The sequence below is a fragment of the Roseibium sp. R5 genome, from assembly GCF_055755305.1.
On the sequence record NZ_CM146910.1, the window covers coordinates 446,901 to 470,884 of the forward strand.

At 56.8% G+C, this 23,984-nt stretch carries 20 protein-coding genes; 9 read left to right on the forward strand and 11 right to left on the reverse strand.

Annotated features, from left to right (window positions below; translation table 11 throughout):
• Positions 1-36: 36 nt before the first annotated feature.
• The 10 genes from deoA to AC0J4F_RS02150 form a co-directional block, all read right to left on the reverse strand.
• A complete protein-coding gene (gene deoA / locus AC0J4F_RS02105; RefSeq protein ID WP_133948822.1) occupies positions 37-1,353 on the reverse strand; it encodes a thymidine phosphorylase in 1,317 nt (438 codons plus the stop codon).
• A 1-nt stretch (position 1,354) separates the two neighbouring features.
• Positions 1,355-2,131, reverse strand: coding sequence for a deoxyribose-phosphate aldolase (gene deoC / locus AC0J4F_RS02110; protein ID WP_473025283.1), 777 nt, complete (start codon positions 2,129-2,131; stop codon positions 1,355-1,357).
• On the reverse strand, positions 2,128-2,937 hold the full coding sequence (locus AC0J4F_RS02115) for a purine-nucleoside phosphorylase (RefSeq protein WP_473025284.1): 810 nt from the start codon (positions 2,935-2,937) through the stop codon (positions 2,128-2,130). The genes deoC and AC0J4F_RS02115 overlap by 4 nt, the downstream gene beginning before the upstream one ends.
• A gap of 6 nt (positions 2,938-2,943) precedes the next feature.
• A complete protein-coding gene (locus AC0J4F_RS02120; RefSeq protein WP_133948828.1) occupies positions 2,944-3,342 on the reverse strand; it encodes a cytidine deaminase in 399 nt (132 codons plus the stop codon).
• Positions 3,339-4,307: an ABC transporter permease gene (locus AC0J4F_RS02125; protein WP_133948830.1), complete on the reverse strand. Its 969-nt coding sequence runs from the start codon at positions 4,305-4,307 to the stop codon at positions 3,339-3,341. The genes AC0J4F_RS02120 and AC0J4F_RS02125 overlap by 4 nt, the downstream gene beginning before the upstream one ends.
• Positions 4,308-4,309: 2 nt before the next feature.
• A complete protein-coding gene (locus AC0J4F_RS02130; protein WP_133948832.1) occupies positions 4,310-5,416 on the reverse strand; it encodes an ABC transporter permease in 1,107 nt (368 codons plus the stop codon).
• Positions 5,413-6,966 (reverse strand): ABC transporter ATP-binding protein, encoded by a 1,554-nt coding sequence (locus tag AC0J4F_RS02135; RefSeq protein ID WP_133948834.1) that lies wholly within the window; start codon positions 6,964-6,966, stop codon positions 5,413-5,415. The genes AC0J4F_RS02130 and AC0J4F_RS02135 overlap by 4 nt, the downstream gene beginning before the upstream one ends.
• A gap of 70 nt (positions 6,967-7,036) precedes the next feature.
• Complete coding sequence (locus AC0J4F_RS02140) at positions 7,037-8,029, reverse strand: BMP family ABC transporter substrate-binding protein (protein WP_133948836.1); 993 nt, start codon at positions 8,027-8,029, stop codon at positions 7,037-7,039.
• Between the two features lie 86 nt (positions 8,030-8,115).
• A complete protein-coding gene (locus tag AC0J4F_RS02145) occupies positions 8,116-9,117 on the reverse strand; it encodes a BMP family lipoprotein (RefSeq protein WP_133948838.1) in 1,002 nt (333 codons plus the stop codon).
• Between the two features lie 69 nt (positions 9,118-9,186).
• On the reverse strand, positions 9,187-10,170 hold the full coding sequence (locus AC0J4F_RS02150) for a sugar-binding transcriptional regulator (protein WP_209002332.1): 984 nt from the start codon (positions 10,168-10,170) through the stop codon (positions 9,187-9,189).
• A gap of 658 nt (positions 10,171-10,828) precedes the next feature.
• Between AC0J4F_RS02150 and AC0J4F_RS02155 the strand changes: the two genes are divergently transcribed.
• From AC0J4F_RS02155 to AC0J4F_RS02175, 5 genes are all read left to right on the forward strand, one after another.
• Complete coding sequence (locus tag AC0J4F_RS02155; protein ID WP_209002333.1) at positions 10,829-11,575, forward strand: DUF1194 domain-containing protein; 747 nt, start codon at positions 10,829-10,831, stop codon at positions 11,573-11,575.
• A 194-nt stretch (positions 11,576-11,769) separates the two neighbouring features.
• Complete coding sequence (locus AC0J4F_RS02160; protein ID WP_055670500.1) at positions 11,770-12,201, forward strand: methylglyoxal synthase; 432 nt, start codon at positions 11,770-11,772, stop codon at positions 12,199-12,201.
• A complete protein-coding gene (gene glk / locus AC0J4F_RS02165; RefSeq protein WP_473025285.1) occupies positions 12,198-13,235 on the forward strand; it encodes a glucokinase in 1,038 nt (345 codons plus the stop codon). Before AC0J4F_RS02160 ends, glk begins: the two co-directional genes overlap by 4 nt.
• A 14-nt stretch (positions 13,236-13,249) precedes the next feature.
• Positions 13,250-15,721 carry an ATP-dependent helicase HrpB gene (gene hrpB, locus AC0J4F_RS02170; RefSeq protein ID WP_473025286.1) on the forward strand — a complete coding sequence of 824 codons (2,472 nt, stop codon included), beginning with the start codon at positions 13,250-13,252 and terminating at the stop codon, positions 15,719-15,721.
• Positions 15,722-15,762: 41 nt separating this feature from the next.
• The gene (locus AC0J4F_RS02175; protein WP_473025287.1) at positions 15,763-16,545 is read left to right on the forward strand and encodes a hypothetical protein; all 783 of its coding nucleotides are present in this window, start codon (positions 15,763-15,765) and stop codon (positions 16,543-16,545) included.
• Here AC0J4F_RS02175 and putA read toward each other — a convergent pair.
• The gene (gene putA, locus AC0J4F_RS02180) at positions 16,542-19,682 is read right to left on the reverse strand and encodes a bifunctional proline dehydrogenase/L-glutamate gamma-semialdehyde dehydrogenase PutA (protein WP_473025288.1); all 3,141 of its coding nucleotides are present in this window, start codon (positions 19,680-19,682) and stop codon (positions 16,542-16,544) included. The two genes, AC0J4F_RS02175 and putA, sit on opposite strands and share 4 nt — an antisense overlap.
• A gap of 141 nt (positions 19,683-19,823) precedes the next feature.
• On the opposite strand from putA, the gene AC0J4F_RS02185 reads away from it, so the two are divergent.
• The 4 genes from AC0J4F_RS02185 to AC0J4F_RS02200 all read left to right on the forward strand — a co-directional run bounded on the left by AC0J4F_RS02185 (position 19,824) and on the right by AC0J4F_RS02200 (position 23,979).
• Positions 19,824-20,279, forward strand: coding sequence for an Lrp/AsnC ligand binding domain-containing protein (locus AC0J4F_RS02185; protein ID WP_133948848.1), 456 nt, complete (start codon positions 19,824-19,826; stop codon positions 20,277-20,279).
• A 95-nt stretch (positions 20,280-20,374) separates the two neighbouring features.
• Positions 20,375-21,592 (forward strand): ABC transporter substrate-binding protein, encoded by a 1,218-nt coding sequence (locus AC0J4F_RS02190; RefSeq protein ID WP_473025289.1) that lies wholly within the window; start codon positions 20,375-20,377, stop codon positions 21,590-21,592.
• Between the two features lie 4 nt (positions 21,593-21,596).
• Entirely contained in the window at positions 21,597-23,297 is a 1,701-nt protein-coding gene (locus AC0J4F_RS02195; RefSeq protein ID WP_133948852.1) for an ABC transporter permease subunit, read from the forward strand.
• Positions 23,298-23,301: 4 nt separating this feature from the next.
• Positions 23,302-23,979: an ATP-binding cassette domain-containing protein gene (locus AC0J4F_RS02200; RefSeq protein WP_473025290.1), complete on the forward strand. Its 678-nt coding sequence runs from the start codon at positions 23,302-23,304 to the stop codon at positions 23,977-23,979.
• Positions 23,980-23,984: the final 5 nt, after the last annotated feature.

Here is a 23,984-nt window from a genome sequence, read left to right on the forward strand (position 1 = left end):
GGAGAGGGCCGGATTTTACGCCCGGCCCGGCCGCGGTTACGGCGCGATGCGCTCTACAACACTCGGACGATCCATAACGTCCTTTGCTGAACCGACGGTGTAGGCTGCACGCAATGCGATCGCAGCTGCTTCTGCTTCTTCTTCATTGCGGGCATGCACGATCGCAAGCGGGCTATCTGCGTCAACCGAATTGCCCACGCCTGCAAGGCTTGTGAATCCAACAGATGGGTCGATCACGTCAGCAGCAGCTTTACGTCCGCCGCCAAGCGCAACAACCGCAACCCCGACACCGCGCGCGTCGATTTCCGTGACGACGCCGTCCTCAAATGGATAGACCGGTGCCTCGAAATTCGCTGTCGCAAGATAGAGTTCCGGCTTTTCCATGAAGTCGGCAGGCCCACCAAGCGCGCTCACCATCTCAGCGAACTTCTCTGCCGCCTTGCCACTTTCAAAGGCTGACCGCATCATATCACATCCGGCCTCAGCATCTTCAGCGAGGCCGCCGCTTGCGAGCAGTTCGCCGCCTTGCGCGACGGTGACATCCCACAGACGGTTGTCGATGGCAGCGCCTTTCAGGAAGTCGACCGCATTTTGCATCTCGATCGCATTGCCCGCAGCAGAGGCCAAGGGCTCATTCATGTCGGTGAGCAGAGCGGTTGTTTTGAGGCCTGCACCGTTGGCGACCAGGACAAGGCTCTCGGCAAGCGCGCGCGCTTCTTCAAGCGTTGCCATGAACGCGCCACTGCCCCACTTCACATCGAGCACAAGCCCTTGAAGACCCGCTGCCAGTTTCTTGGACAAAATGGATGCGGTGATCAGGTCAATGCTCTCGACCGTCGCGGTCACATCCCGGATGCCATAAAAACGCTTGTCGGCTGGAGCGAGATTGCCAGTCTGACCGATCACGGCACAGCCGACTTCCTTCACGACCTTTTTGAAAAGCGCATTGTCCGGCTGCGTCTTGTAGCCCGGAATGCTGTCGAACTTGTCGAGTGTACCACCGGTATGGCCGAGACCACGGCCAGAGATCATCGGGACAGCTGCACCGCAAGCCGCAAGTGCCGGAGCCAGCATTAGCGAAACGTTGTCACCCACACCGCCGGTGGAGTGTTTATCAAGGACCGGAGCTTCAATGTCCGACCAGTCCAGAACATCGCCGCTGTCGCGCATCGCGAGCGTTAGAGCGACACGCTCATCAATGGTGAGACCCTTGAAAAAGACCGCCATGGCAAGGGCGGAAACCTGTCCTTCGGTGACAGATCCGTCAGCGAGGCCCTTTACGAAAAACGCGATCTCTTCGGAGGACAGCGCTCCGCCGTCCCGTTTTTTCCTGATGAGCTCTTGTGGCAGCATCTTAGTATCCTTCACCCACTGCGGCGTCTTTGCCGTCTATCGTTGCCGTGAGAGCATCGAGCAACCCGCTCGCGCCAAAACGGAAGGTTGAGGCGGACACCCAATTGTGTCCCATGATCTTGTCTGCCAGCGCGAGATAAGCGGCCGCATCCGAAGCGGTTTTGATCCCGCCGGCAGGTTTAAAGCCGATGACGCGCTCAGCGTTTTCGCGCCGCGCTTCTTCGATGGCCGTCAGCATGATTTCAGCAGCTTCCAAAGTGGCGTTGACAGCAACCTTGCCGGTCGAGGTCTTGATGAAATCTGCACCGGCTGCGATCGCAACATTGGACGCGGCATGGATCAGGAGCGGATCCTTGATCTCGCCTGTCTCGAGAATAACCTTCAAGATGGCAGGTTCTGGGATCGCGGCCTTGACCTGAACGATCTGCTCTTCGGCAAAGCCCTTCCGACCCTCGACAAACGTCCGGTAAGGCATGACGAGATCAATCTCATCCGCACCATCGGCAATCGCCTGGCGAGTTTCAGCGACCACAGCTTGCGTGTCTTCACCGCCAGCCGGGAAGTTGACAACTGTCGCAACTTTGACCCCAGTTCCGGCGAGTTCCTTGACAGCCTGCGCGACGAAACAGGGCCACACGCATACGGCAGCAACGGCGCCATGCGGGGTTACCGTGCGATTTGTCAAAGCCGTAATATCTTCGGCCGTGCAATCGTCATTCAGATTGGTTAAATCCACCAGGCCAAGGGCCCGTTTGGCGGTTTCAATCATATCGGTCATTGGCCGACCTCTTTTACAAAAGCGCGGACGAGCTGCTTCATCCGTTCCATGCCGGTGAGCGCCACGGACTTGGTTTCGTCGTGCGACAAGGCATGGGTTTGCATGCCAGCACCGTAGTTGGTGATGATGGACATCGCTGCGACACGCATCCCTAGGAACCGGGCCATGATGACTTCCGGGACGGTCGACATTCCGACCGCATCTGCTCCCAACATCTTGGCCATGCGGATTTCGGCAGGCGTCTCAAATGACGGGCCGGAGAACCACATGTAGACGCCTTCTGCGACAGGGTCGCCAGTTTCTTCGGCAACTTTCTTCATTGCCGCCAGAAGGTCCTGATCATACGCCGCGCTCATATCGAGGAACCGCTTCTCGTCTTCTTCGCCGATCAACGGGTTTTTGCCGGACCAATTGATATGGTCCGAAATGACCATCGGACTTCCGGGAGCGACGTCTTCGCGCAAGGACCCGGCCGCATTGGTCGCAAGAAGGATTTCGCAGCCGAGCTCCTTCAAGGTTTCAACCGGTGTCCGCATAACGGTCGGATCGCCACCTTCGTAATAGTGCGCGCGGCCAGACAGGATGACCACAGGAACCCCGGCAAGTGTGCCGGCAACCAGCTCGCTGGAATGCGATGTTACCGTGGATACCGGAAACTCGGTCAGATGAGAATAAGGAATGCGGACTGCATCCTCGACCTCTTCGGCCAGGGTTCCAAGCCCGGATCCCAGGATCATGCCAATTTTGTAGGAGCCCTCGCGGGCGGCGCGCACAATATCCGCGCACTCACGGCCATAACCACTCATGGTGGGTCAGTCCTTCTTGTCTTCTAGTTCAAATGCCGCCGGCAGCAATTCATCCAGTGTGAAGCTGCGGCGAATGCCGTTGAGGTCCGCAACATGGACCACAAGATTTTCAGTTCCGAATTCCGCAAACCGCTGACGGCACATGCCGCACGGGGTGCACAGGGCCGCATCGCCAATCACGACCGCTTCTTCGATTTCCCGGTAACCGGCGGCAATCATGGCGCTGGCTGCACCACCTTCAGCGCATACGCTGACCGGGTAGGATGCATTCTCCACATTGCAGCCGGTGAAAATCGTCCCATCCGGAGTGCGGAATGCTGCCCCGACCAGAAAGTTGGAATAAGGAGCATATGCCTTTTCGCGCACCGCCTTGGCGGCCTCGAACAGCTTGTCCAGATCACTCATGACCGCTCCTTCAGATACGGAATGCCAGCAGCTTTCGGCGGGATCGCTTTCCCGATGAAGCCCGCAAGCAGGATGACCGTCAGAATGTATGGCAGCGCCTGGAAGAACTGGACCGGGATCTCGCCAATGCCAGGAACTTCTTGTCCTTGCATGCGGATCGCCGTTGCATCGAGGAACCCAAAGAGCAGGCAAGCGAACATCGCGCTCGCAGGCCGCCACTTGGCGAAGATCAGCGCTGCAAGCGCAATAAAGCCCTTACCGGCGGTCATATCCTTGATGAAACCGGCAGACTGAGCGATCGAAAGATAACTGCCCGCAAGCCCGCAGAGAATGCCGCATGCAATCACGGCCCGGTAGCGAAGCCAGGTCACCGAAATACCTGCCGTGTCCACGGCGGCCGGGTTTTCACCCACCGCACGAAGTCGCAAACCGAAACGCGTGCGGAACAGCACCCACCATGTCACCGGCACGGCAACGAAGGCCGCATAGACCAGGATGTTATGACCGGACAAAAGTTCGGCATAGATCGGGCCGATAATCGGCACATCGCGCACTTGCTCAGCGCCCGGCAAGACGATGTCGCGGAAGCGGCCATCCCCTTGAAGCGACGGCGTCCGTCCCCCCTGGCTGAACCAGGTTTGTCCGAGCAGGGCCGTCAGACCGGCCGCCAGGAAGTTGATGGCAACGCCGGAGACAATCTGGTTGCCGCGGTTGGTGATGGACGCAAATCCGTGGATGAGCGCCAGGCCAATCGATACGGCAATGCCCGCCATGAGCCCAATCCAGGCGTTGCCGGTAATGTAGGCGACCGCACCGGCGCCGAAGGCAGCGCCAAGCATCTTGCCTTCCAGGCCAATGTCGACGATCCCCGAACGTTCGGAGTAAAGCCCTGCTAGACAGGCGAGCAGGAGCGGCGTTGACAGGCGGACCGTGGAATCAAGTGTCAGGATCAACGTCTCAAACATGATCAAGCCTCCTGCGCCGTTTTGGGCCGAGCGGGCATGAAAAACTGGGCAATGGCAGGCCGGAACATATGCTCAAGCGCACCGGCAAACAGGATCACCAGGCCCTGGATCACGATGATCATGTCGCGCGTGATGTTTGGCATCTCAAAAGAAAGCTCTGCGCCGCCCTGATACAGCATCCCGAACAGGATAGACGCCAGCAGGATACCGACCGGGTGGGCCCGACCCATAAGCGCAACGGCGATGCCGACAAAACCGTATCCGGTCACGAAATCGATCAGCAGGCGATGTTGTGAGCCCATGATCTCGTTGATCGCCATCATGCCAGCAAGACCGCCGGAAATCAGCATCGTCACCACGGTGATACGCACGGGTGAGATACCCGCATAGACTGCCGCTGTCGCGTTGGCGCCGAAGGAGCGGATTTCAAATCCGAGCTTGGTCCGCCAGATCAACAGCCAGACCAGGACGCAGGCTGCCAAAGCAACAAACAGCGCGAGATTGACCGGCGCAAAACCGAAGCCGAAAGACGGGAAAATGTCGTTCAGGAACGGCAAGCGGCCGCCATCTTCAAAGGTGCGGGTCTCGTTCTGCATGGAGCCTGGCTTTTTCAGAAAGCCATTGAGCAGATAGACCATCAAAGAGGCGGCAATGAAGTTGAACATGATGGTAGTGATAACCACGTGGCTGCCGCGCGTTGCCTGCAGCCAGGCCGGGATGAAGGCCCATGCCGCGCCCATCAAGGCGGATCCGATGATGGCGAACGGCAATGTCACATACCATGGCACATAATGGTCCAGAGCCAGACACGCGATGGCTACGCCTAGACCGCCCAGGTACGCCTGCCCTTCACCGCCAATGTTGAAGAGGCCTGCGTGAAACGCGACTGCCACCGCGAGCCCGGTGAAGATGAAGTTGGTCGCATAAAAGAGTGTGTATCCGAAGCCTTCCGTGTAACCGAGAGAGCCCCAGATTAGGACTTTGACAGCATCGATCGGGTTTTCACCGATCAAGATCACCACAAGACCGGAGACCAGAAATGCGGCCGCAAGATTCAGGAACGGGATCAGGCCGTAATCGACCCACCGGGGTAGCTGGCCGCCACTCATTGGACGTCTCCTTCAACGGCGATCTTTTTGTCCTCAATCCCGGCCATCAGCAGGCCAAGATCACTTTCTTCAGCATCCGCGCCGCGTTCGCCCACGACCTTGCCGTCGAACATCACAAGCACCCTGTCGGACAGGCCACGGATTTCGTCGAGCTCCACGGAAACCAAAAGGATGCCTTTCCCCGCATCACGCAGTTCAATGAGCCGCTTGTGAATGAATTCGATAGCGCCGATGTCCACACCACGGGTCGGCTGGCCAACCAAAAGGATGTTCGGGTCCCGTTCGATTTCCCGAGCCAGAACAACCTTCTGCTGGTTGCCCCCTGAGAAGTTTGCGGTCTTGAGCATCGGATTTGGCGGCCGGATATCGTATTTCTCGATTTCATCGACGGCATTTTTCTTGATCGCCGGCAGGTCGAGCAGAAGGCCTTTTGAATAGGCAGGGTCCCGGTGATACCCGAGAATGGAGTTCTCATACTCGGCGAAACTATTGATCAGCCCCATACGGTGCCGGTCTTCTGGAACATGGCCCATGCTCTTTGCGCGCATATCGGCGGCGTCCGGTGCCCGGTTGGCCAGATCAATCGTCTCACCGTTGATTTTCAAGGTACCCCGGGTGGCGCGACGGATGCCGGAAAGAGTTTCGAGAAGTTCTGACTGCCCGTTACCGGATACGCCCGCGATGCCGACGATTTCGCCTTCATGCACCTTGAAAGAAACATCCTTCACAACTTCGACGCCGCGGCTGTCTGTCACCGTGAGGTTTTCCACCTCTAGAACGGGCGCTTTGGGTTCGGCTGGTTTCTTGTCGACCCGCAACAAGACGCTGCGCCCGACCATCAGCTCGGCCAACTCCTCCATTGAGGTGTTCTTGGTCTCGCGGGTCGCCACCATCTCTCCGCGGCGCATGACAGACACCATGTCGGTCGCAGCCATGATCTCGCGCAGTTTGTGCGTGATCAGCAGGATGGTTTTGCCTTCGTTCTTCAGAACTTCCAGGATCTTGAACAGGTGGTCCGCCTCAGCAGGCGTCAAAACGCCCGTCGGTTCATCAAGGATCAGGACTTCGGCGCTGCGATAGAGTGCTTTCAGAATTTCAACACGCTGCTGAAGTCCGACCGGCAGCTCACCGGTGATTGCTTCCGGATCAACCCGGAGCTCATATTCGGTTTCCAGGCGATGCAGTTCGGATCTGGCCCGGTTAAGGCCACCGGCCAGAAGCGCACTGTCTTCCGCGCCAAGAACGACGTTTTCCAGAACGGTGAAATTGTCGACCAGCATGAAGTGCTGGTGAACCATCCCGATCCCCATCCCGATCGCAGCCTTTGAATCCGAGATCGTGACCTTATTTCCGTTGACCAGAATGTCTCCGGTGTCAGCTTGATAAAAGCCGTAAAGGATCGACATCAAGGTCGATTTGCCCGCGCCATTTTCACCGATAATGCCGTGGATTGATCCCTTCTTTACAACAAGGTCGATGTCCTTGTTGGCGTGGACCGCCCCAAAGCTTTTGTTGATCTTGCGCAGCTCAATTGCAGGTGTTTCGCTCATGCCATCCCCCAGGCGTGACGATTACTTTTTGTCATTCTTGCTGTGTCCTGTTCAGCGTTCAGGCATGCCTTCAAAAAGGGCACGGCCCATCCGCCACCACATCATGGACCACAATCTCCCCCTTGGAGATTGCGTCAACCGCTGCATCTGCAGCTGCTTTCATGTCTTCTGAAATCAGGTCCTGATTGTTTTCATCCAGCACCCAGTCCATTCCGCCTTCCTTAAGGCCCAGAACCTGGATGCCTGGAGCGAAGGATCCATTCACTGCAGTGGTAAAACTGTCGTAAACTGCATTGTCCACGCGCTTGCGGATGGATGTCAGTACCTTGCCCGGATGCAGACCATTCTGATTGCTGTCTGTCCCAAGTCCGAGGACCCCAGCATCCGCGGCAGCCTGCAAGACGCCAATCCCGGTCCCACCCGCTGCCTGGATAACCACATCCGCGCCGCGATTGATCTGGCCGCGCGCCAATTCCGCGCCGCGCACCGGATCGGCAAACGCTGCCGGCGTGTCTCCGGTCATATTCGACAGGACCTTGGTTTGCTGGTTTGCCGCCAGTGCACCTTGCTTATAGCCGCACAAGAAACGCTGAATGATCGGGATGTCCATGCCGCCGACAAATCCGATCGTCCCGGTTCTTGAGGCCATGCTGGCCAGCAAACCACCGATGTAGGCGCCTTCATGTTCCTTGAAGACGTAAGAGCGGACATTTGGCTGCTCGACCACCATATCGACGATGGCAAAATCTTCTTCCGGAAACTCCGACGCCACCTGGCCCAGCGCATTTGCCTGGTTAAACCCGATGGCAACAATTGGTTCACTGCCGCGGCTGGCAAAGTTCCGCAGTGCTTGAAGGCTCTGCGCATCGCGTTCCAGCTCAAATTCCCGCACAGCCTCGCCGGTTTCATCGGTGAACCGTTTGACGCCGTCATAAGCGCTCTCGTTAAAGGAGCCATCAAATTTGCCGCCGACCGAATACACAATCGCCGGCTCGGCTTGCGCAGCAAAGGCTGCCAAGCTGCCCAAAACGACAGACACTATTCCTGTACGAAAACGGACCATCAGATCCCCGCTAGACCGCGAACCGGGAAAACCCAAAGAAATGCATCCCGCACGCAGAACCGCGCGGGATGCCAAGACAAATCAGATTAAACTGGGCAGTTCTGATCAGACATGTAGTCGTGAACGACGATTTCGCCGGAGATGATCTTGTTGGATGCTTCTTCAACAGCAGCCTTCATTTCATCGCTAACGAGTTCTGCATTGTTGTCGTCCAGAGCCCAATCAACACCGCCTTCTTTCAGGCCGAGCACTTCAAAGCCTGAAGACCAGGAGTCGTTGGCAGCGTCTTCAAATGCCTGGTAAACAGCGATGTCAACGCGCTTCAGCATCGACGTCAAAACGGAACCCGGGTGCAGGCCGTTCTGGTTGCTGTCGACGCCGATGCCGAGCTTGCCGGCATCTGCAGCAGCTTGAAGAACACCGATACCGGTGGCGCCAGCCGCGTGGTAGACAACGTCAGCACCGCTGTCGAACTGAGACTTCGCCAGCTCGCCGCCCTTGACCGGGTCGTTCCATGCGGCCCCTGTCGTGCCCGTCATGTTTTCAAAGACTTCAGCGTCCGGCGCTGTCGCCATGACACCCTGCTTGTAACCGCATGCAAATTTACGGATCAGCGGAATGTCCATACCGCCAACGAAGCCGACCTTGTCGGTTTCAGACGCCATCGCAGCGAGCATGCCCACGATGTAGGAGCCTTCGTGCTCCTTGAACAGAATTGAGCGAACGTTCGGAAGATCAACGACCATGTCGACGATCGCAAACTGGGTGTCCGGGAATTCCTGCGCGACTTTCTCAACCGCGTTGGCCTGAGAGAAACCGATTGCAACGATCGGGTTCATGCCGCGTTTTGCGAAGTTCCGCAGTGCCTGCTCGCGCTGGCTGTCGTTCTGGATTTCGAAGTCGCGGTACTCGGTGCCGTAATCCGCTTTGAATTGCTCAGCACCGGTGTAGGCTGCTTCGTTGAAAGACTTGTCAAAACGGCCGCCCAGATCGTAGAGCACTGCCGGCTTGATGTCGGCGGCCATTGCACCGGCCACCGAAAACGCCAGACCCGCCAAAGCGGTGCTGATGGTCAGAATTTTCTTCACGTATATGTCCTCCGACATGCGGGGGCCTGCCTTCGGCGGGCCCATTTCCCCTCGAGAGACCCAGCTGCTTTATGCAGACTGTGCCAACTGTAACCCGACCCGTGCGCTGAGAGCTTTTGCTAGGCTCTCATCCGCAACCAGATCGGTAATGACACCGGTACGCAGTGCAGCAAGTGTTGCATCCACCTTGCTTTCACCACCCACCAGCGCAATCACACGGCTCCCCCGCACTTCATCAAAATGAAGGCCGACCGCACAATCTCCGAGCGGGTCGGGAGCCAATTCTCCGTCAATCGTCAAGAAGCGCCCCATCAAATCACAAACGGCGCCGCCGGACATCAGATTTTCCTGCTCCTGCTTGGAGATCATGCCGCGCTGCACGAGGTGCCCTTCATTTTCGACCGAACCCAGCCCAATCAGGAAGGCATCAGACTGGCGCGCGCGGCTCATCAGGTCCTGAACGCTGCGCTGGGTCAAAAACATGGACTTTTCGTCCTGATTTTCGGCAAAGTACGGCACCGGCAGATAATATCCGACGCCACCAGTCCGTTCCTGCATCTTCTGGACGATGTCGTAAGGGTTGGCAGCCAATGTGCGCGTCAAGGATCCGCAGATCGACATGATCTCAAGATCGCTGCGCTGGATCTTCGGCAAGGCTTCGACTGATGCCGTTAACGTGCGCCCCATGCCAACGCCCAACCGCTTCACACCAGCACCGCCAAGAAGACCCGATAAGAACTGCGCGGCGGAAACAGCCACCGCCCGCAAGGCTGCATCTTCATCGCCGCTGCCGACATCCGGGGCAATGATGCAATTGGACAGACCGAAATGAGACGTCAACTCCCGCTCCAGCTGGAGGCATTCCATTGGCCTTCCGTCGATCTGGAACTTTACGTGCCCGGCTTTTTGCGCGTGCGCAATCAAACGATGGACTTTGGCGGGAGAGACGCCAAGCTGAGCCGCGATTTCACCTTGCGTCCGGCCACCGACAAACGACAGCCACGCAGCCCGGATGGCCATGTGAGATGTCAAATCGTCGCCGCGTACCGCCATCGAGAAACCCGCTCCCATGAGTTTAATCTCAAACACGTTTGACCAGGCAGCTCCCTCGAACCAGCCTGATCCGCCATTGCCACGACCATTTACTGGTCGTCGCAGAAGCTTTTTGAAAAATTCTTCACATAGTGAGAATTTCTGCAGATCATGTCGCTTCAAGAGCTTTGCGTCAATAAAAAAGCGTCACAAAAATGCAGCAAACTGCCGCATTTTTGATCAAAGCGACGTTTTTCCGGCGGAGACGCGACCGGCAAAAAATGCCGCATCATTTTCGCATCTTCAGAGCAAGTGGCATTTTTTGCCGAGCAAACCGGCACTTATTTCCCTTCTGTGGAATAAATGCACTCTGTGCGCATTTGATTTTGCCGGTTAATCATAAATCTAGTACAGTTGGCACACTGTTTGCTCAGTAATTCACGAGCAGCGACCAAATGAGCCAAAGTACCTAAGTAGGATTAGCGAGAAACGAAAAGATAAGAAATTACATAACAAAATAACAAAAAGGGGAGACGTGGCGACCTGGTCAGACGACCGAAAGATGGAGAAACCAATGCGTCTCGACTCAACACAAAACTGTGCACTGAAAGCGTTTAAGTTACTTCTCTTCCTCTGCGTGGCCACCGTACTTTCCACGCAAACTCAAGCACGCGACTTTTTGAGGTCGCCACTTATTTCAGCGCAATACAGCTATGATCCCGCCAACGAAGTAGACGTTGAACTGGTGCTCGCTGTCGACATTTCTCAATCCATGGATACCGAAGAGCAGGAGATCCAGCGCGCTGGATATATCTCGGCTCTGACATCTCAAGAGTTTCTGGATGCGATACAGGTCGGTCCCATAGGTAAAATCGCGATCATGTACATGGAATGGGGCGGTGTTGACGAACATTTCGTCGTTGCCGACTGGACAGTTGTCCAAGATGCGGCCTCAGCGGCGCATTTCGCCTCCAAGGTTTCTGAAGCTCCGTTGCGGCAGGTGCAACGAACATCGATTTCCTCCGCACTGGAGAAATCGGTCTGGATGGTTCAGAACAACAAGTACACGGGTTTGCGACAGGTCATCGACATTTCGGGCGATGGCCCGAACAACCAGGGCGGCTCAGTGACTGCCATGCGTGACCGCATGGTGAACGCCGGTGTGACCATCAACGGCCTTCCGTTGATGATGAAATCAAACAAAAACACCTGGCAAGCCATGTTGAACCTCGACCATTATTACGAAGACTGCGTGATTGGTGGCCCGGGTTCGTTTGCAATCCCTGTGCGATCGAAAGAAGGCTTTGCAGATGCAATCCGCATGAAACTCGTCATGGAGATAGCCGGAATTTCGATGCCAGAACCGGACAACTACTTCCACACTGTCTCCGCACGTGAACCGGTGCGTTGTAATTTGTTCGACTGATCAAGCCACGTCTCCATCGAGTGTCTTTTAAGCGCACCTGTTCCGGCATGTGCGTTTTTTGTCTTCAGATTTCAGCGGCCTTCCGGTCTGGTTGAGCGAGACTGTCTCAGCAAATTCCGATCTTTCTTTGCGCCTGGCCGCCTTTGCGCTAAACACGAAAACAATTTCCAATCCGTTCTCAAAGGACGCCTCTCATGCCCGCCAAACCAACCCTTGCCCTGGTGGCCCACGATGCCAAAAAAGACGCCATGGTCGAGTTTGCCGAGCGGCATGAAGAGAAACTGACATCATTCGATCTTGTCGCGACCGGCACGACGGGCGGCCGCATACAAGAGGCCTGCCCCAGCCTAAACATCAATCGATTTAAAAGCGGCCCATTGGGCGGCGATCAGCAAATTGGTGCGATGATTGCCGAAGGACGCCTTCATGGCTTGATTTTCTTTGTCGATCCACTGTCTCCGATGCCCCACGATGTTGATGTAAAGGCTTTGATGCGCCTTGCTGTTGTGTATGACATGCCAATGGCGTTGAACCCTTCAACGGCCGGGATTCTGCTGCGGTCATCCCGCCTGACTGGATTGACGACAACGTCCAACACACCGGAAGTGGGCGCGGCTGCCCAATGACGTTCCAATCCCAAGCTCCATTTTCCTATCCGGTCCTGGTTGCCGATATCGGCGGCACGAATGCACGTTTCGCGATGGTCGAGAATGAGACGGCACCCACCCGGATGTGCGGCAAGACAGCAACCGCAGATCATGCAGACATTTCCTCAGCCATTCGGCAAACCGTATTGCCAAACACTTCGAAACATCCGAAGACTGCCATCATTGCGGTGGCAGGCCCGGTGACCGGCGACACGATACCACTGACAAATGCAGCTTGGGTGATCGAACCGCTCAAGATGATCTCAGAGCTTGGTTTTGACCGGGTCGTTGTCCTCAACGACTTCGAAGCGCAAGCCCTTGCCTTGCCTGGATATCAAGGTTCGGATATTGAGCAGGTTGGTAAGGGTGAGGCCCGGCCAAACGCAACAAAATTTGTTCTTGGGCCCGGCACTGGCCTTGGAGCGGCGTCGATGATTTATGCGGCCGACACCTGGGTACCGGTTCCCGGAGAAGGTGGGCATGTGGAACTGGGTCCCGTAACTTCCGAAGACTTTGAGATTTGGCCTTTCATAATCAAGCGCAATGGCCGAATAGGAGCCGAGGAGGTTTTGAGTGGCACAGGGCTTCCGCGCCTCGCCAGAGCCGTTTCCACGTGGATGGATATGACCCGGGACTTTACGACGCCCGCGATGATCACAAAGGCAGCAGAAGAGAACGACCCGGTTGCTCTGAAAACGCTGCAGGTTTTTGCAAGGGCTCTTGGCCGTGTTGCAGGGGACTTTGCGTTGACGACCCTTGCTCGCGGCGGTGTGTATCTGACCGGCGGCATCACGCCGCGCATCCCGCAGTTCTTGACGGATGGAAACTTCCGCGCAGCGTTTGAAGCAAAGGCTCCTCATGAACAACTGATGCACAAAATCCCGACCTTTATTGTGCGTCATCCGGACCCTGCGCTGGAGGGTTTGGCGGCCTATGCCCGACAACCCGAACAATTTGCGGTCGATCGGCGCGGGCGCGAATGGATAGTCAATCCGTCAACAATCCTGGCGTGAGGCCCCGATCATCCGTGGCAAAAACACCTAAGTTCAAAACATCCTTACCGATTGACGGGGTTTTGCCGGAACTGCTCTCAGCGCTAGAGACAAACACCAACGCTGTTCTTGTTGCAGAACCAGGCGCCGGTAAAACGACACGCGTACCGCTGGCGCTTTTGGATGCTTCTTGGCGGGGCGACGGCAAGATATTGGTCCTGGAACCGCGGCGCCTTGCCGCGCGGGCCGCCGCCCGGCGTATGGCAAGTGAACTTGGCGAACGTCCCGGCGAAACCGTTGGTTACCGCGTGCGCATGGAAACCAAAGTAAGCGCTCAAACACGGATCGAGGTTGTTACCGAAGGTGTGTTCACCCGCATGGTTCTCGATGATCCGGAATTGAGCGGTGTTGCCGCAATCCTCTTTGATGAATTCCACGAGCGGTCGCTCGATGGAGATCTGGGCCTCGCCCTCAGCCTGGACGTACAAGGCGCCTTGCGAGATGACCTTCGGCTCGTGCCGATGTCTGCGACGATTGATGCATCCGGCATCGCCCAGTTGCTGGGCAACGCTCCTGTGATCGAAAGCAAAGGCCGCAGTTTTCCGGTTGAAACGCGTTACCTTGGCCGCGCTCAAAACGAGCGGATCGAACATCAGATCGCAAGGGCCGTTCAACAGGCGATCCGCGAAGAAAGCGGTTCTGTTCTTGTTTTCCTGCCCGGTCAGGGAGAGATCAAACGGACGACAGACCTGCTTGCCGGAAAAGTTCCGCCAAACTGCCAGATTGCCCCACTTTATGGCGGCCTCGACAGCAAGGCGCAGGACGCAGCCATCCGGCCAGCAACCGGTGGCAATCGCAAGATAGTGCTCGCCAGTGCCATTGCCCAGACCTCCCTCACGATTGAGGGGGTGCGTATCGTGATCGACAGCGGGTTTGCGCGCGTTCCCAAATATGAGCCTCAAACGGGCCTAACACGTCTGGAGACAGTGCGGGTTTCAAGAGCTTCTGCTGACCAAAGACGGGGGCGTGCCGGGCGGACGGAACCAGGTGTGTGTTACCGGCTTTGGGACGAAGCGCAAACTGTTTCACTGCCCGCAGCCGAGACACCGGAAATTCTGGAAGCCGATCTCACCGGCATCGTGCTGGATCTTGCGGCCTGGGGCACCTCGGATCCGGCATCACTCACGTTTCCAGATCCACCACCAACAGCTGCCTGGAACGAAGCGGTCACGCTATTAGCGGACTTACATGCACTCGACAGTTCCGGGCGGTTGACAGCGGAGGGAAAAAGCCTCGCAAAGCTTCCTTTGCATCCGCGGCTCGCCCACATGGTGATGGAGGGTGTGGCGCGGGATCTGGGCTATACGGCAGCGCTCATCGCCTTGTTGCTTTCTGAACCTGGGCTTGGCGGGCGAGATCCGGATCTGCGCGCACGTTTACAGACTTTGAAGAACGACAGAGGCCAACGCGCAAAGGACGGCAAAGCCCTAGCAGCGCGGTGGTTGAAACTTGCCGGCGGCAGCGGCTCGGAAATCGATATCGAATGCGGCGGTATGCTGCTCGCTCTTGCCTATCCAGATCGCGTCGCCCAGGCACGCGGCGCAACGGGGCGCTTCCGGTTGGCGAATGGCCGGGGCGCCGAGCTGCCCACGGAGCATGGCTTGACATCAGAACCATTCCTGACTGTAGCGGATATTCAAGGCAAAGCGGCCAGTGGCAGGATCCAGCTTTGCGCGCCCATAAGCCGCGATGAAATCGAGGATTTGTTTTCCAACGACATCATTGAAGACGATGAGGTGCAACTGACCAAAGAAGGTGCCCTGAAGGCACGGCGTGTCTTACGGTACAAGGCCGTCGAGTTGCAATCGCGAAACATAACATCACCCGATCCGGCAGCTATCGAGAAGGCCCTCTTGTCAGAGGTCCGGCGGCGCGGGATTTCCCGCCTCCCCTGGAGCAAGGATCAGGACCGTCTGCGCAAGCGCCTATCCTATGCGCGGGACAATGGTACGGCCGATCTCCCGGATCTGTCAGATCATGCGCTCGCCGCCAACCTCGAGGACTGGCTTGCACCGTTTCTCGTAGACCTGACCAGTTTGGCCGCGATTGACGCCGCCGTGCTCGGGACCGCGCTCGCCGCAAAACTTCCTTACGATGCGACTGAGAAACTTGACGCAATCGCACCGTCCCATTTCACGGCCCCGACTGGGAGTCGGGTACCAATCGACTATGGCGCGGCAGCAGGGCCGACTATGTCGATCCGGGTGCAGGAGTTGTTCGGCCTCAGTGAACATCCGTCGGTCTGCAACGGACGTTTGCCGCTGCTTCTGGAGCTACTTTCGCCCGCCCAGCGCCCGATCCAGATCACCAAGGATCTTCCCGGCTTTTGGGCAGGTTCCTGGTCCGACGTGAAGGCCGACATGAAAGGTCGGTATCCCAAGCATCCTTGGCCGGATGATCCGACTTCAGCTGAAGCCACACGGCGCGTTAAACCAAAGGGAAGCTAAAATTGGCATTCTACTTGTGATAGAGTTTCGCCGGAGGTTATATGCTCGATCGTCGTGACATCTTGGAAAACCTGGCGGATCCGGAAACCTATCCGTCTGAGATGCTCGCGTACTGTCTGAAAAACCCGGATCGCTCAGCTGCTATCTTTTTGCCAATCCTCGGTAAGGCCGCAAACGGCACGGAATTGGGCGCATTGGAGGCGCAGTCCTTTTACCTTGGCCTTCACATCCTGGCCGTCCTTCAAATACCAAACACATTTGACGGCGTTTATAGACTTGCGACCCAGCAGCCTCTGATACTCGCGGACCTTCTTGGAGAAGCTGGATTGGGCCAGACTTTTCCCCGTGTCCTGATGTGCCTCAGTCGTGGAAAGGCAACGGATCTTTGGGAAGGCTTTCAGAATGACAAACTGGATTTCATGATCCGGGATGCGTTTTTAAGGGCTTGGACTTACGAGGCGCTTAAGGGCAGGGTGAATGCTGTCTCCACAGAGCGCAATCTTCGCGGTTTTCTCAAATCGGAAGATGCACCGCCAGCGGACGATCCAATCTGGAGCGGATGGCTGATAGCGATCGCCGATCTTGGATACTCAGAGCTGACCTCTGTCGCCCGCGACGCGGTAGCCTCGGGACGGATTCTGGCGGAGGATGAAAACTTGGCAGCCAGAGAATTTGAAGGTTTTGAAACCGCCCTTACCGAAGCTCAATCGAACACGGACTTACCTGAGTTCTTAAAGGCACGCGGCTACATTCCGTTCGGCGAAGGTGATGGAGACTGGGGCAATTGTTTCATCAATTCGCCCCAGCCTCATAAGATGCGTTAGTCGTCTGACGCAGCAACAAGACTTGCGTTACCACCGGCAGCAGCTGTGTTGATCGAGACCACCTGCTCCAAAGCAAAGCGGGTCAGATAAGCAGGTCCACCAGCTTTTGGGCCGGTGCCGGACAGGCCGGAGCCCCCGAACGGCTGGGTTCCCACAACAGCGCCGATTGTGTTCCGATTGACGTAGACATTGCCTACTGACAGGCGGTCGACGACTTTCTTCACGGTGGCGTCAATCCGGCTGTGAACGCCGAGGGTCAAGCCGTAGCCAGTCGCGGCGATCTGATCGAGGATCTTGTCGATATCCTTGGCCTTGTAGCGGACGACGTGAAGCACGGGCCCAAACACTTCGCGGGTGAGCGCTTCCGCCTTGTCCAATTCGATGATGTGCGGTGCGATCCAGGAGCCGTTCGCAAGGCTACCTTCCGGCGTTTTCCCGGCAAAGCGCAGCGTCTGGCTTTCCTGCATCTCGTCGATATGCGCTTGAATGTTGGCCTTGGCTTCATCGTCAATCACCGGGCCAATGTCGGTTGATGGAAGACGGGGGTCGCCAAGCCCCAGCTCCTTTGCAGCGCCTTCCAGCATGGCTAACAGGGTATCTGCCACATCTTCCTGAACATAGAGCAGGCGCAGAGCGGAGCAGCGTTGACCGGCGGACCGGAAGGCGGACATCATGACGTCATCGCAGACCTGTTCCGGCAAGGCTGTCGCATCCACCAGCATGGCATTGATACCACCGGTTTCTGCAATGAGCGGCACGATTGGACCCCGTTTCATGGCAAGTGTCCGGTTAATCGCCCAAGCGGTTTCCGTTGAACCGGTAAAGGCAACGCCGGCGACCTTCGGATGCGCGGTTAAGGCAGCTCCAACCTCGCCATCGCCAGGCAAGAGCATGAACACGTCCTCCGGCACCCCAGCTTCATAGAGCAGCTTTGTGGTCTCATAGGCGATGAGTGGTGTTTGTTCTGCAGGCTTTGCGATGACCGCATTTCCGGCAAGGAGGGCTGCGCTGATCTGGCCAAGGAAAATCGCAAGCGGGAAATTCCAGGGCGAGATGCAAACGAACACGCCCCGGCCACGATGACGATACCGGTTCTCTTCGCCGGTCGGTCCCGGCATCAAGCGGCCATCGCCAAACTGGGTGCGCGCTTCTTGCGCATAGTAGCGGCAAAAATCGACGGCCTCCCGGATCTCAGCGATCCCGTCCGGCAAACACTTGCCGGCCTCAACCGACAGTATGGTCATCAGACGATCACGGTTGTCTTCCAGAAGATCCCCGACTTTTGCCAGGATGTCCGCGCGCTCTTCCACGGGGCGGCGTGACCAGCGCTCGAACCCGGCCTGAGCAACATCCATTGCTTTTTCTGCAGTTGCCTTGTCGGCAAATGAAACTGTCCCCGCCTTGGTTGTCCCGTCCATTGGAGAAAAGATCGGGTTCGGTTCGCCGTTCGCTGGAAGCCCTTTACCAAGCGGCGTCGCAACCGTGAACGGAGCTGTGGTCTTTGCCATTCCGCGAACAAGAATGTTGCGCTCTTCGGCCCAGCCGAATTCGACGCCATCCGAGTTTTTCCGGCTAGCCCCATACAGGTCATCCGGCATTGGGATGGAGCGGTTGGCAGCGTGGTGGCCACCATCAAGAATTTCGCGCGGCCGCTCCAACATGGCTTCAACGGGGACGGATGTATCGCCGACAATCGTCACAAAGGACGAGTTGGCGCCGTTTTCCAAGAGACGGCGTACCAAATAAGCCAGCAGATCCTTATGCCCGCCCACCGGAGCATAAATCCGGGTCGAGAACCCATCCCGCTCACAGACGGATTTGAACAGGCTTTCGCCCATGCCGTGGAGGCGCTGGAACTCGTAGCCCTCCGCACTACCGCCGGCCAACTCGACGACTTGCGCGACAGTCAGCGCGTTGTGGGTCGCAAATTGCGGATAAAGCACATCGCGTGCAGCCAGCATCCGCTTGGCGCAACACAGATAAGACAGGTCCGTTGCAGCCTTCCGGGTGAAGACCGGATAGCCGTCCGCGCCGTTTTCCTGGGCGTGTTTGATCTCCGTATCCCAGTACGCACCTTTCACAAGACGCACCATCAACTTGCGATCGGTTTTTCGCGCAGCGTCCACCAGCCAATCGATCACATGCACTGCTCTTTTCTGATAGGCCTGAACGGCAAGGCCAAAGCCGTCCCAACCTTCTGTGACCGGATCGGACAAAAGCGCCGCGATGACGTCCAGGGATATTTCGAGGCGATCTGCCTCCTCTGCATCGACGGTGAAGTTCAGATCCCGCTCGCGCGCCATTTGCACGAGTTTTGTGAGGCGTGGCAGCAACTCTTCCTGAACACGGGCGCCTTTGATGGCCTCATACCGCGGATGCAGAGCGGAGAGCTTCACCGAAATACCGGGACGGTCGGGAAGCTTTTTGTCGCCAGCGGATTTTCCGATCGCTTCGATCGCAGCGGCATAGGATTGGAAATAGCGCTCGGCATCCTTCTCGGTCCGAGCCCCTTCTCCCAGCATGTCATAGGAGTAGCGGTAGCCCTTTGCTTCCTGCGTCTTCGCGCGCTCTAGTGCTTTGGAGATGGTTTCCCCCAGAACGAACTGATGCCCAAGAAGTTGCATGGCTTTGCGAGTGGCGAGCCGCACCGTCGGCATGCCCATGCGCTTGACCAGGCTGGACAGAATGTTCTGCGGCGTGTCCCCCGGATGCAAAAGACGGGAGGTGATGCCCAGCGCCCAGGATGACGCCGAAACAAGCCAGGTGTCAGATTTCGGGCCGCTTGGATCATCAAACTTGGCCGCAGCCAGCTTGTCCTCGATCAGCTTGTCTGCTGTTTCAGCATCCGGAACCCGCAGCAAGGCCTCGGCCAACACCATCATGGCAAGACCCTCGCGGGTTGTCAGGCCAAACTCCCGCATGAAGTCTTCGACACCGCCGAGACCAACTTGAACTGACCGCATGTCATCGATGTAACCACGGGCTCTCTGGTCAATCAGCTTTTCAACGACCGGGTCTCCCGACGCTTCTTTCAAAAGCGCTTCCACAAGCGGCTTGTCGCTCGGCGCATAGGCGGCGCGAAACGGTTGCAGATCTTTTTCACTAACGCCCGGCAAAACGGCAACAGTTGCGGACATAGGCACCTCCCAAAGCGGCCCTGTCAGGGCCAAACGACACATTCACCTATGATACGCCTCAATCGGCTGTGTTTTTCTCTATTTTTTACCCAAGTTACGAAGTATATAACTTTAAAAATGCAATATTCGGACTAAATTCACATGCTTGATGCAACGGATCGGCGAATTCTCAAGGTACTTCAGGAAGACGGCCGGATCACCAATACCGACCTTTCGGAAAAAGTCCGACTATCTCCGACAGCGACCGCCGAGCGCGTCAAACGTTTGACACGGGAAAAATATATTGAACATTTTTCGGCAAGCCTCGACCCGAAAAAGGTGGACCGGGGGCTATTGGTTTTTGTCGAAATCCGGCTGGAACGCACATCACCGGAGATCTTTGATGCCTTCAAGCGGGCCGTCGAACGTGCCCCTGACATTCTGGAATGCCACATGGTTGCCGGGGGATACGATTACCTGATGAAAAGCCGGGTCAAGGACATGGAGGCCTACCGGGCGTTCCTGTCTGATGTGGTGCTGGCCCTTCCCGGCGTCCGGGAAACGCATACTTATGCTGTCATGGAAGAAATTAAGGACACGCATATCCTGCCGGTCTGAGCCCGTCCGGATGCCCAGGCTAATCACAAAGCCTTGTCTTGACCGTGTCCGTTGCCGTAAGCGAGGGAGAACATTCCCGCACCATGAGGATTGAAATGAAACGTCTGCTTATCGCTGCCGCTGCGCTCATCTCCGGTCTTTTCACGTTACAGCCGGTGTCGGCACAAGACAGCGACTGGAAAGACGTTCTGGACGAAGCCAAGGGACAGACGGTTTATTTCCATGCGTGGGGCGGCGAACCGCGGATCAACGCGTATATCCAATGGGCCGCGCGGGAAGTTGAAAACCTCTATGATGTCCGGGTTGTTCATGTGAAGGTCAGCGACACTGCGAGTGTCGTCTCCCAGGTACTCGCAGAGAAGTCAGTCGGCAAGACGAGCGGTGGCGGCGTCGACCTCGTCTGGATCAACGGCGAAAACTTTGCCGCCATGAAGACAAGTGGCTTGCTCGCAGAACCCAATTGGGCACAAAGCCTGCCGAACTGGACGTATGTCGACACGGAAAACAAACCGACGGTCTTGGTCGACTTTACCGTTCCGACAGACGGACAAGAAAGTCCTTGGGGCATGGCCAAGCTGGTCTTCATGTATGACACTGCACGGCTCGATACACCTCCGGCGTCGCTCAACGCGCTGCTCGCATATGCGAAGTCCAATCCGGGCCGTTTCTCCTACCCGCAACCGCCGAATTTCTATGGAACGACCTTCCTGAAGCAAGCACTCCTCAACACCATCGCGGATACAGCGGTGCTGTCTGCTCCGGTCGAACCGAACGAATTCGAGGCGCAGACGGCGCCGTTGTTCAATTTCCTGGATGAGCTGCATCCGCATCTCTGGCGTCAGGGACAAGCGTTCTCGAAGAACGCGGCCCATATGCGTCAACTCCTTGCGGACAGTGAAATCGACATCGCCTTTTCATTCAATCCGGGTGATGCATCCGGCGCAATTGTGAACGGCGAACTGCCACCAACTGTACGCACATTCGTTTTTGACGGCGGCACGGTCGGAAATACTCACTTTGTCGCTATCCCGTTCAACAGTTCGGCTCAGGAAGGTGCAAAGGTTTTCGCGAACCATTTGCTGTCACCAATGGCCCAGATGCGCAAACAGGACCCGGAAATTTGGGGTGACCCGACCGTGTTGAACGTGGCTGGCCTTCCAGCCAAGGAAAAAGCATTGTTCGCCACCCAAGACCTTGGGCCCGCGACCCTCACGCCGGAAGAACTTGGCCCGACCCTTCCGGAACCGCATCCGAGCTGGGTCACGGCCCTGGAACAGGCATGGGCGGCACGTTACGGCGCAGGGGGCCAATAAACCCTTGGCCAGATTCCGGCCAGGTTCGAAATTACCTTCGCTGATCGTTGTGTTGCTGTTGGCGGGACCGGTTCTGGCCGGTCTTGCAGGAACCGTTCTGCCGGCTTTCGGCTACCTCCCTGTTCTTGGGGCGCGAGAGATAACGCTTGAGCCTTTCGCACAGCTTTTCTCCATGCCGGGCCTGCTGCAATCAACGGCGCTGAGTTTTTGGACAGGCCTTGTTGCGTCACTGGTTTCGCTTGCAATCGTTCTTTGTTTTTCAGCCGCATGGAGCGGTACCCAAACCTTTCAACGCGTCAGCCGTTTCCTGTCGCCGCTTTTGTCAGTACCGCACGCTGCGGCCGCAATCGGTCTCGCCTTTCTGATTGCCCCGTCCGGGTTCCTTTCACGAATTTTGTCGCCATGGGCAACTGGGTGGGAGCGTCCGCCGGATTTGTTGCTGGTTAACGACCCCTATGGAGTCGCCATGACCCTTGGTCTCGTCGCAAAAGAGGTTCCATTCCTGTTTTTGATGACACTGGCCGCTTTGAACCGACCTGAGATCAAGTCCTACACCAAAGTGGCAACCAGTCTCGGTTACGGTCGGATGTCAGGCTTTTTCAAAGTCATCCTGCCCCAGATTTATCCGCTCATCCGTCTACCGATGCTGGCTGTGATCGCTTACTCGACCTCCGTGGTGGATGTCGCGGTGATACTGGGGCCCACGACACCGGCACCGTTGGCTGCGCGGCTGGTGGTTTGGATGAATGATCCGGATCTGAGCCTGCGTCTTGCCGCATCAGCTGGTGCATTGCTTCAGCTTGGAGTTAGCGCTGGGGCAATTCTTGTTTATTTATTGTTCGAAGCCAGTGTCACCAAGCTGAGTTCCACCCGTTTGGCACATGGACACCGCATAAAGTCAGATGATGCAGGCCGGATGGCAGCGCTCGGTACGATGGTTTTCATTGTGTCTGCCATGTGCCTTTCCCTGCTTGTCCTGATAATATGGAGTTTAGCCAAGTCCTGGTGGTATCCGGCCCCGCTGCCCCAGAATTGGTCTATATCGGCGCTTTCAATGGCCTTGATGCAAACACCGCAGATCCTTGGCACGACGATTTTGCTTGGTGTTCTGGCAGCGCTCATCAGCACGTCGTTGACGCTTTGGCTGCTGGAAACAAAAACATACGCCGCGGAGCCTGTAGATCATCGACTGAGAACACTCGTCTTTGTGCCCCTTCTCCTGCCGCAAATTGCGTTCCTGTTCGGCCTCAAGATGTTGTTCTTGATGATTGGTCTGGATGGAAGTTTCACAGCTGTGCTTCTTGCACATCTGGTTTTCGTCTTGCCCTATGCCTTTCTTGCGCTCAGCGACCCATGGCAGCGGCAGGACCCCCGATATGCCCGCGTCGCAGCTTCCATGGGCGCCAGCAGAGCCAGAATCTTCTTCAGGGTGCAACTACCGATGCTGACACGCCCGGTCCTCGTGACGTTGGCAGTTGCCCTTGCTGTATCGGTCGGGCAATACCTCCCCACACTCATGATTGGAGCTGGCCGGGTCGTCACCGTGACAACAGAGAGCGTTGCGCTCGCAAGTGGTGGAAACAGGCAAATCACAGCCGTCTACGCCTTGCTGCAATTGCTTATCCCGTTTGCCGGTTTCGCTGTTGCTGCTGCGATCCCAGCTGTTCTATTTAAAAACAGAACCGCGTTGCGCCTGGATGCTTAAGTCAATGAACGCCCGCACTCTCCAAAACCAGAAGGGGCTCATCCTGGAGAATGTAAACATCCAGCTGGATGGCCGCACTCTGTTGGAGCTTGATACAACGATTGAACCAGGGACGGTGCTGACCGTCATGGGAGAAAGCGGCAGCGGGAAATCAAGCCTTCTTGACTTCATCGCAGGTTTTTTGAAACCCGACTTCAAAGCTACAGGCCGTATCATCCTGGACGGTACCGATGTGACCACCGTTCCAGCGCAAGAGCGCCATATCGGCTTGATGTTTCAATCGCCGCTTTTGTTCCCGCACATGTCTGTCGCGCAAAATCTTATGTTTGCAATTCCTTCCGAGATCAATAATCGGACAGAACGGCAGAGGTTGGCGGAGGAAGCCCTTGAGGCCGTAAATCTTGAAGGGCTTAGCCCCAAGGATCCAGCCAAGCTCTCAGGCGGGCAGCAAACGAGAGTGGCCTTGATGCGAACTCTTTTGGCCAGACCCAAAGCCCTTTTGCTCGACGAACCTTTTTCCAGCCTCGATCAGTCGAGACGCGCTGACGTCCGGCAAAAGGTATTCTCGATCGCCAGAGAACGCGCCCTGCCCGTTCTTCTGGTTACGCATGATTTCGAGGATGCTGAAGTGGCAGGCGGTCCAGTTTACAGGTTGGAAGGTCCGGCGACTGAACCGCAATAATCTGG

What these genes read in the sequence shown, in the direction of transcription:
- deoA (WP_133948822.1), bottom strand. Translation starts at nt 1,353, where the DNA reads ATGCTGCCACAAGAGCTCATCAGGAAAAAACGGGACGGCGGAGCGCTG.
- deoC (WP_473025283.1), bottom strand. Translation starts at nt 2,131, where the DNA reads ATGACCGATATGATTGAAACCGCCAAACGGGCCCTTGGCCTGGTGGAT.
- AC0J4F_RS02115 (WP_473025284.1), bottom strand. Translation starts at nt 2,937, where the DNA reads ATGAGTGGTTATGGCCGTGAGTGCGCGGATATTGTGCGCGCCGCCCGC.
- AC0J4F_RS02120 (WP_133948828.1), bottom strand. Translation starts at nt 3,342, where the DNA reads ATGAGTGATCTGGACAAGCTGTTCGAGGCCGCCAAGGCGGTGCGCGAA.
- AC0J4F_RS02125 (WP_133948830.1), bottom strand. Translation starts at nt 4,307, where the DNA reads ATGTTTGAGACGTTGATCCTGACACTTGATTCCACGGTCCGCCTGTCA.
- AC0J4F_RS02130 (WP_133948832.1), bottom strand. Translation starts at nt 5,416, where the DNA reads ATGAGTGGCGGCCAGCTACCCCGGTGGGTCGATTACGGCCTGATCCCG.
- AC0J4F_RS02135 (WP_133948834.1), bottom strand. Translation starts at nt 6,966, where the DNA reads ATGAGCGAAACACCTGCAATTGAGCTGCGCAAGATCAACAAAAGCTTT.
- AC0J4F_RS02140 (WP_133948836.1), bottom strand. Translation starts at nt 8,029, where the DNA reads ATGGTCCGTTTTCGTACAGGAATAGTGTCTGTCGTTTTGGGCAGCTTG.
- AC0J4F_RS02150 (WP_209002332.1), bottom strand. Translation starts at nt 10,170, where the DNA reads ATGGCGGTACGCGGCGACGATTTGACATCTCACATGGCCATCCGGGCT.
- AC0J4F_RS02160 (WP_055670500.1), top strand. Translation starts at nt 11,770, where the DNA reads ATGCCCGCCAAACCAACCCTTGCCCTGGTGGCCCACGATGCCAAAAAA.
- glk (WP_473025285.1), top strand. Translation starts at nt 12,198, where the DNA reads ATGACGTTCCAATCCCAAGCTCCATTTTCCTATCCGGTCCTGGTTGCC.
- AC0J4F_RS02175 (WP_473025287.1), top strand. Translation starts at nt 15,763, where the DNA reads ATGCTCGATCGTCGTGACATCTTGGAAAACCTGGCGGATCCGGAAACC.
- putA (WP_473025288.1), bottom strand. Translation starts at nt 19,682, where the DNA reads ATGTCCGCAACTGTTGCCGTTTTGCCGGGCGTTAGTGAAAAAGATCTG.
- AC0J4F_RS02185 (WP_133948848.1), top strand. Translation starts at nt 19,824, where the DNA reads ATGCTTGATGCAACGGATCGGCGAATTCTCAAGGTACTTCAGGAAGAC.
- AC0J4F_RS02190 (WP_473025289.1), top strand. Translation starts at nt 20,375, where the DNA reads ATGAAACGTCTGCTTATCGCTGCCGCTGCGCTCATCTCCGGTCTTTTC.
- AC0J4F_RS02200 (WP_473025290.1), top strand. Translation starts at nt 23,302, where the DNA reads ATGAACGCCCGCACTCTCCAAAACCAGAAGGGGCTCATCCTGGAGAAT.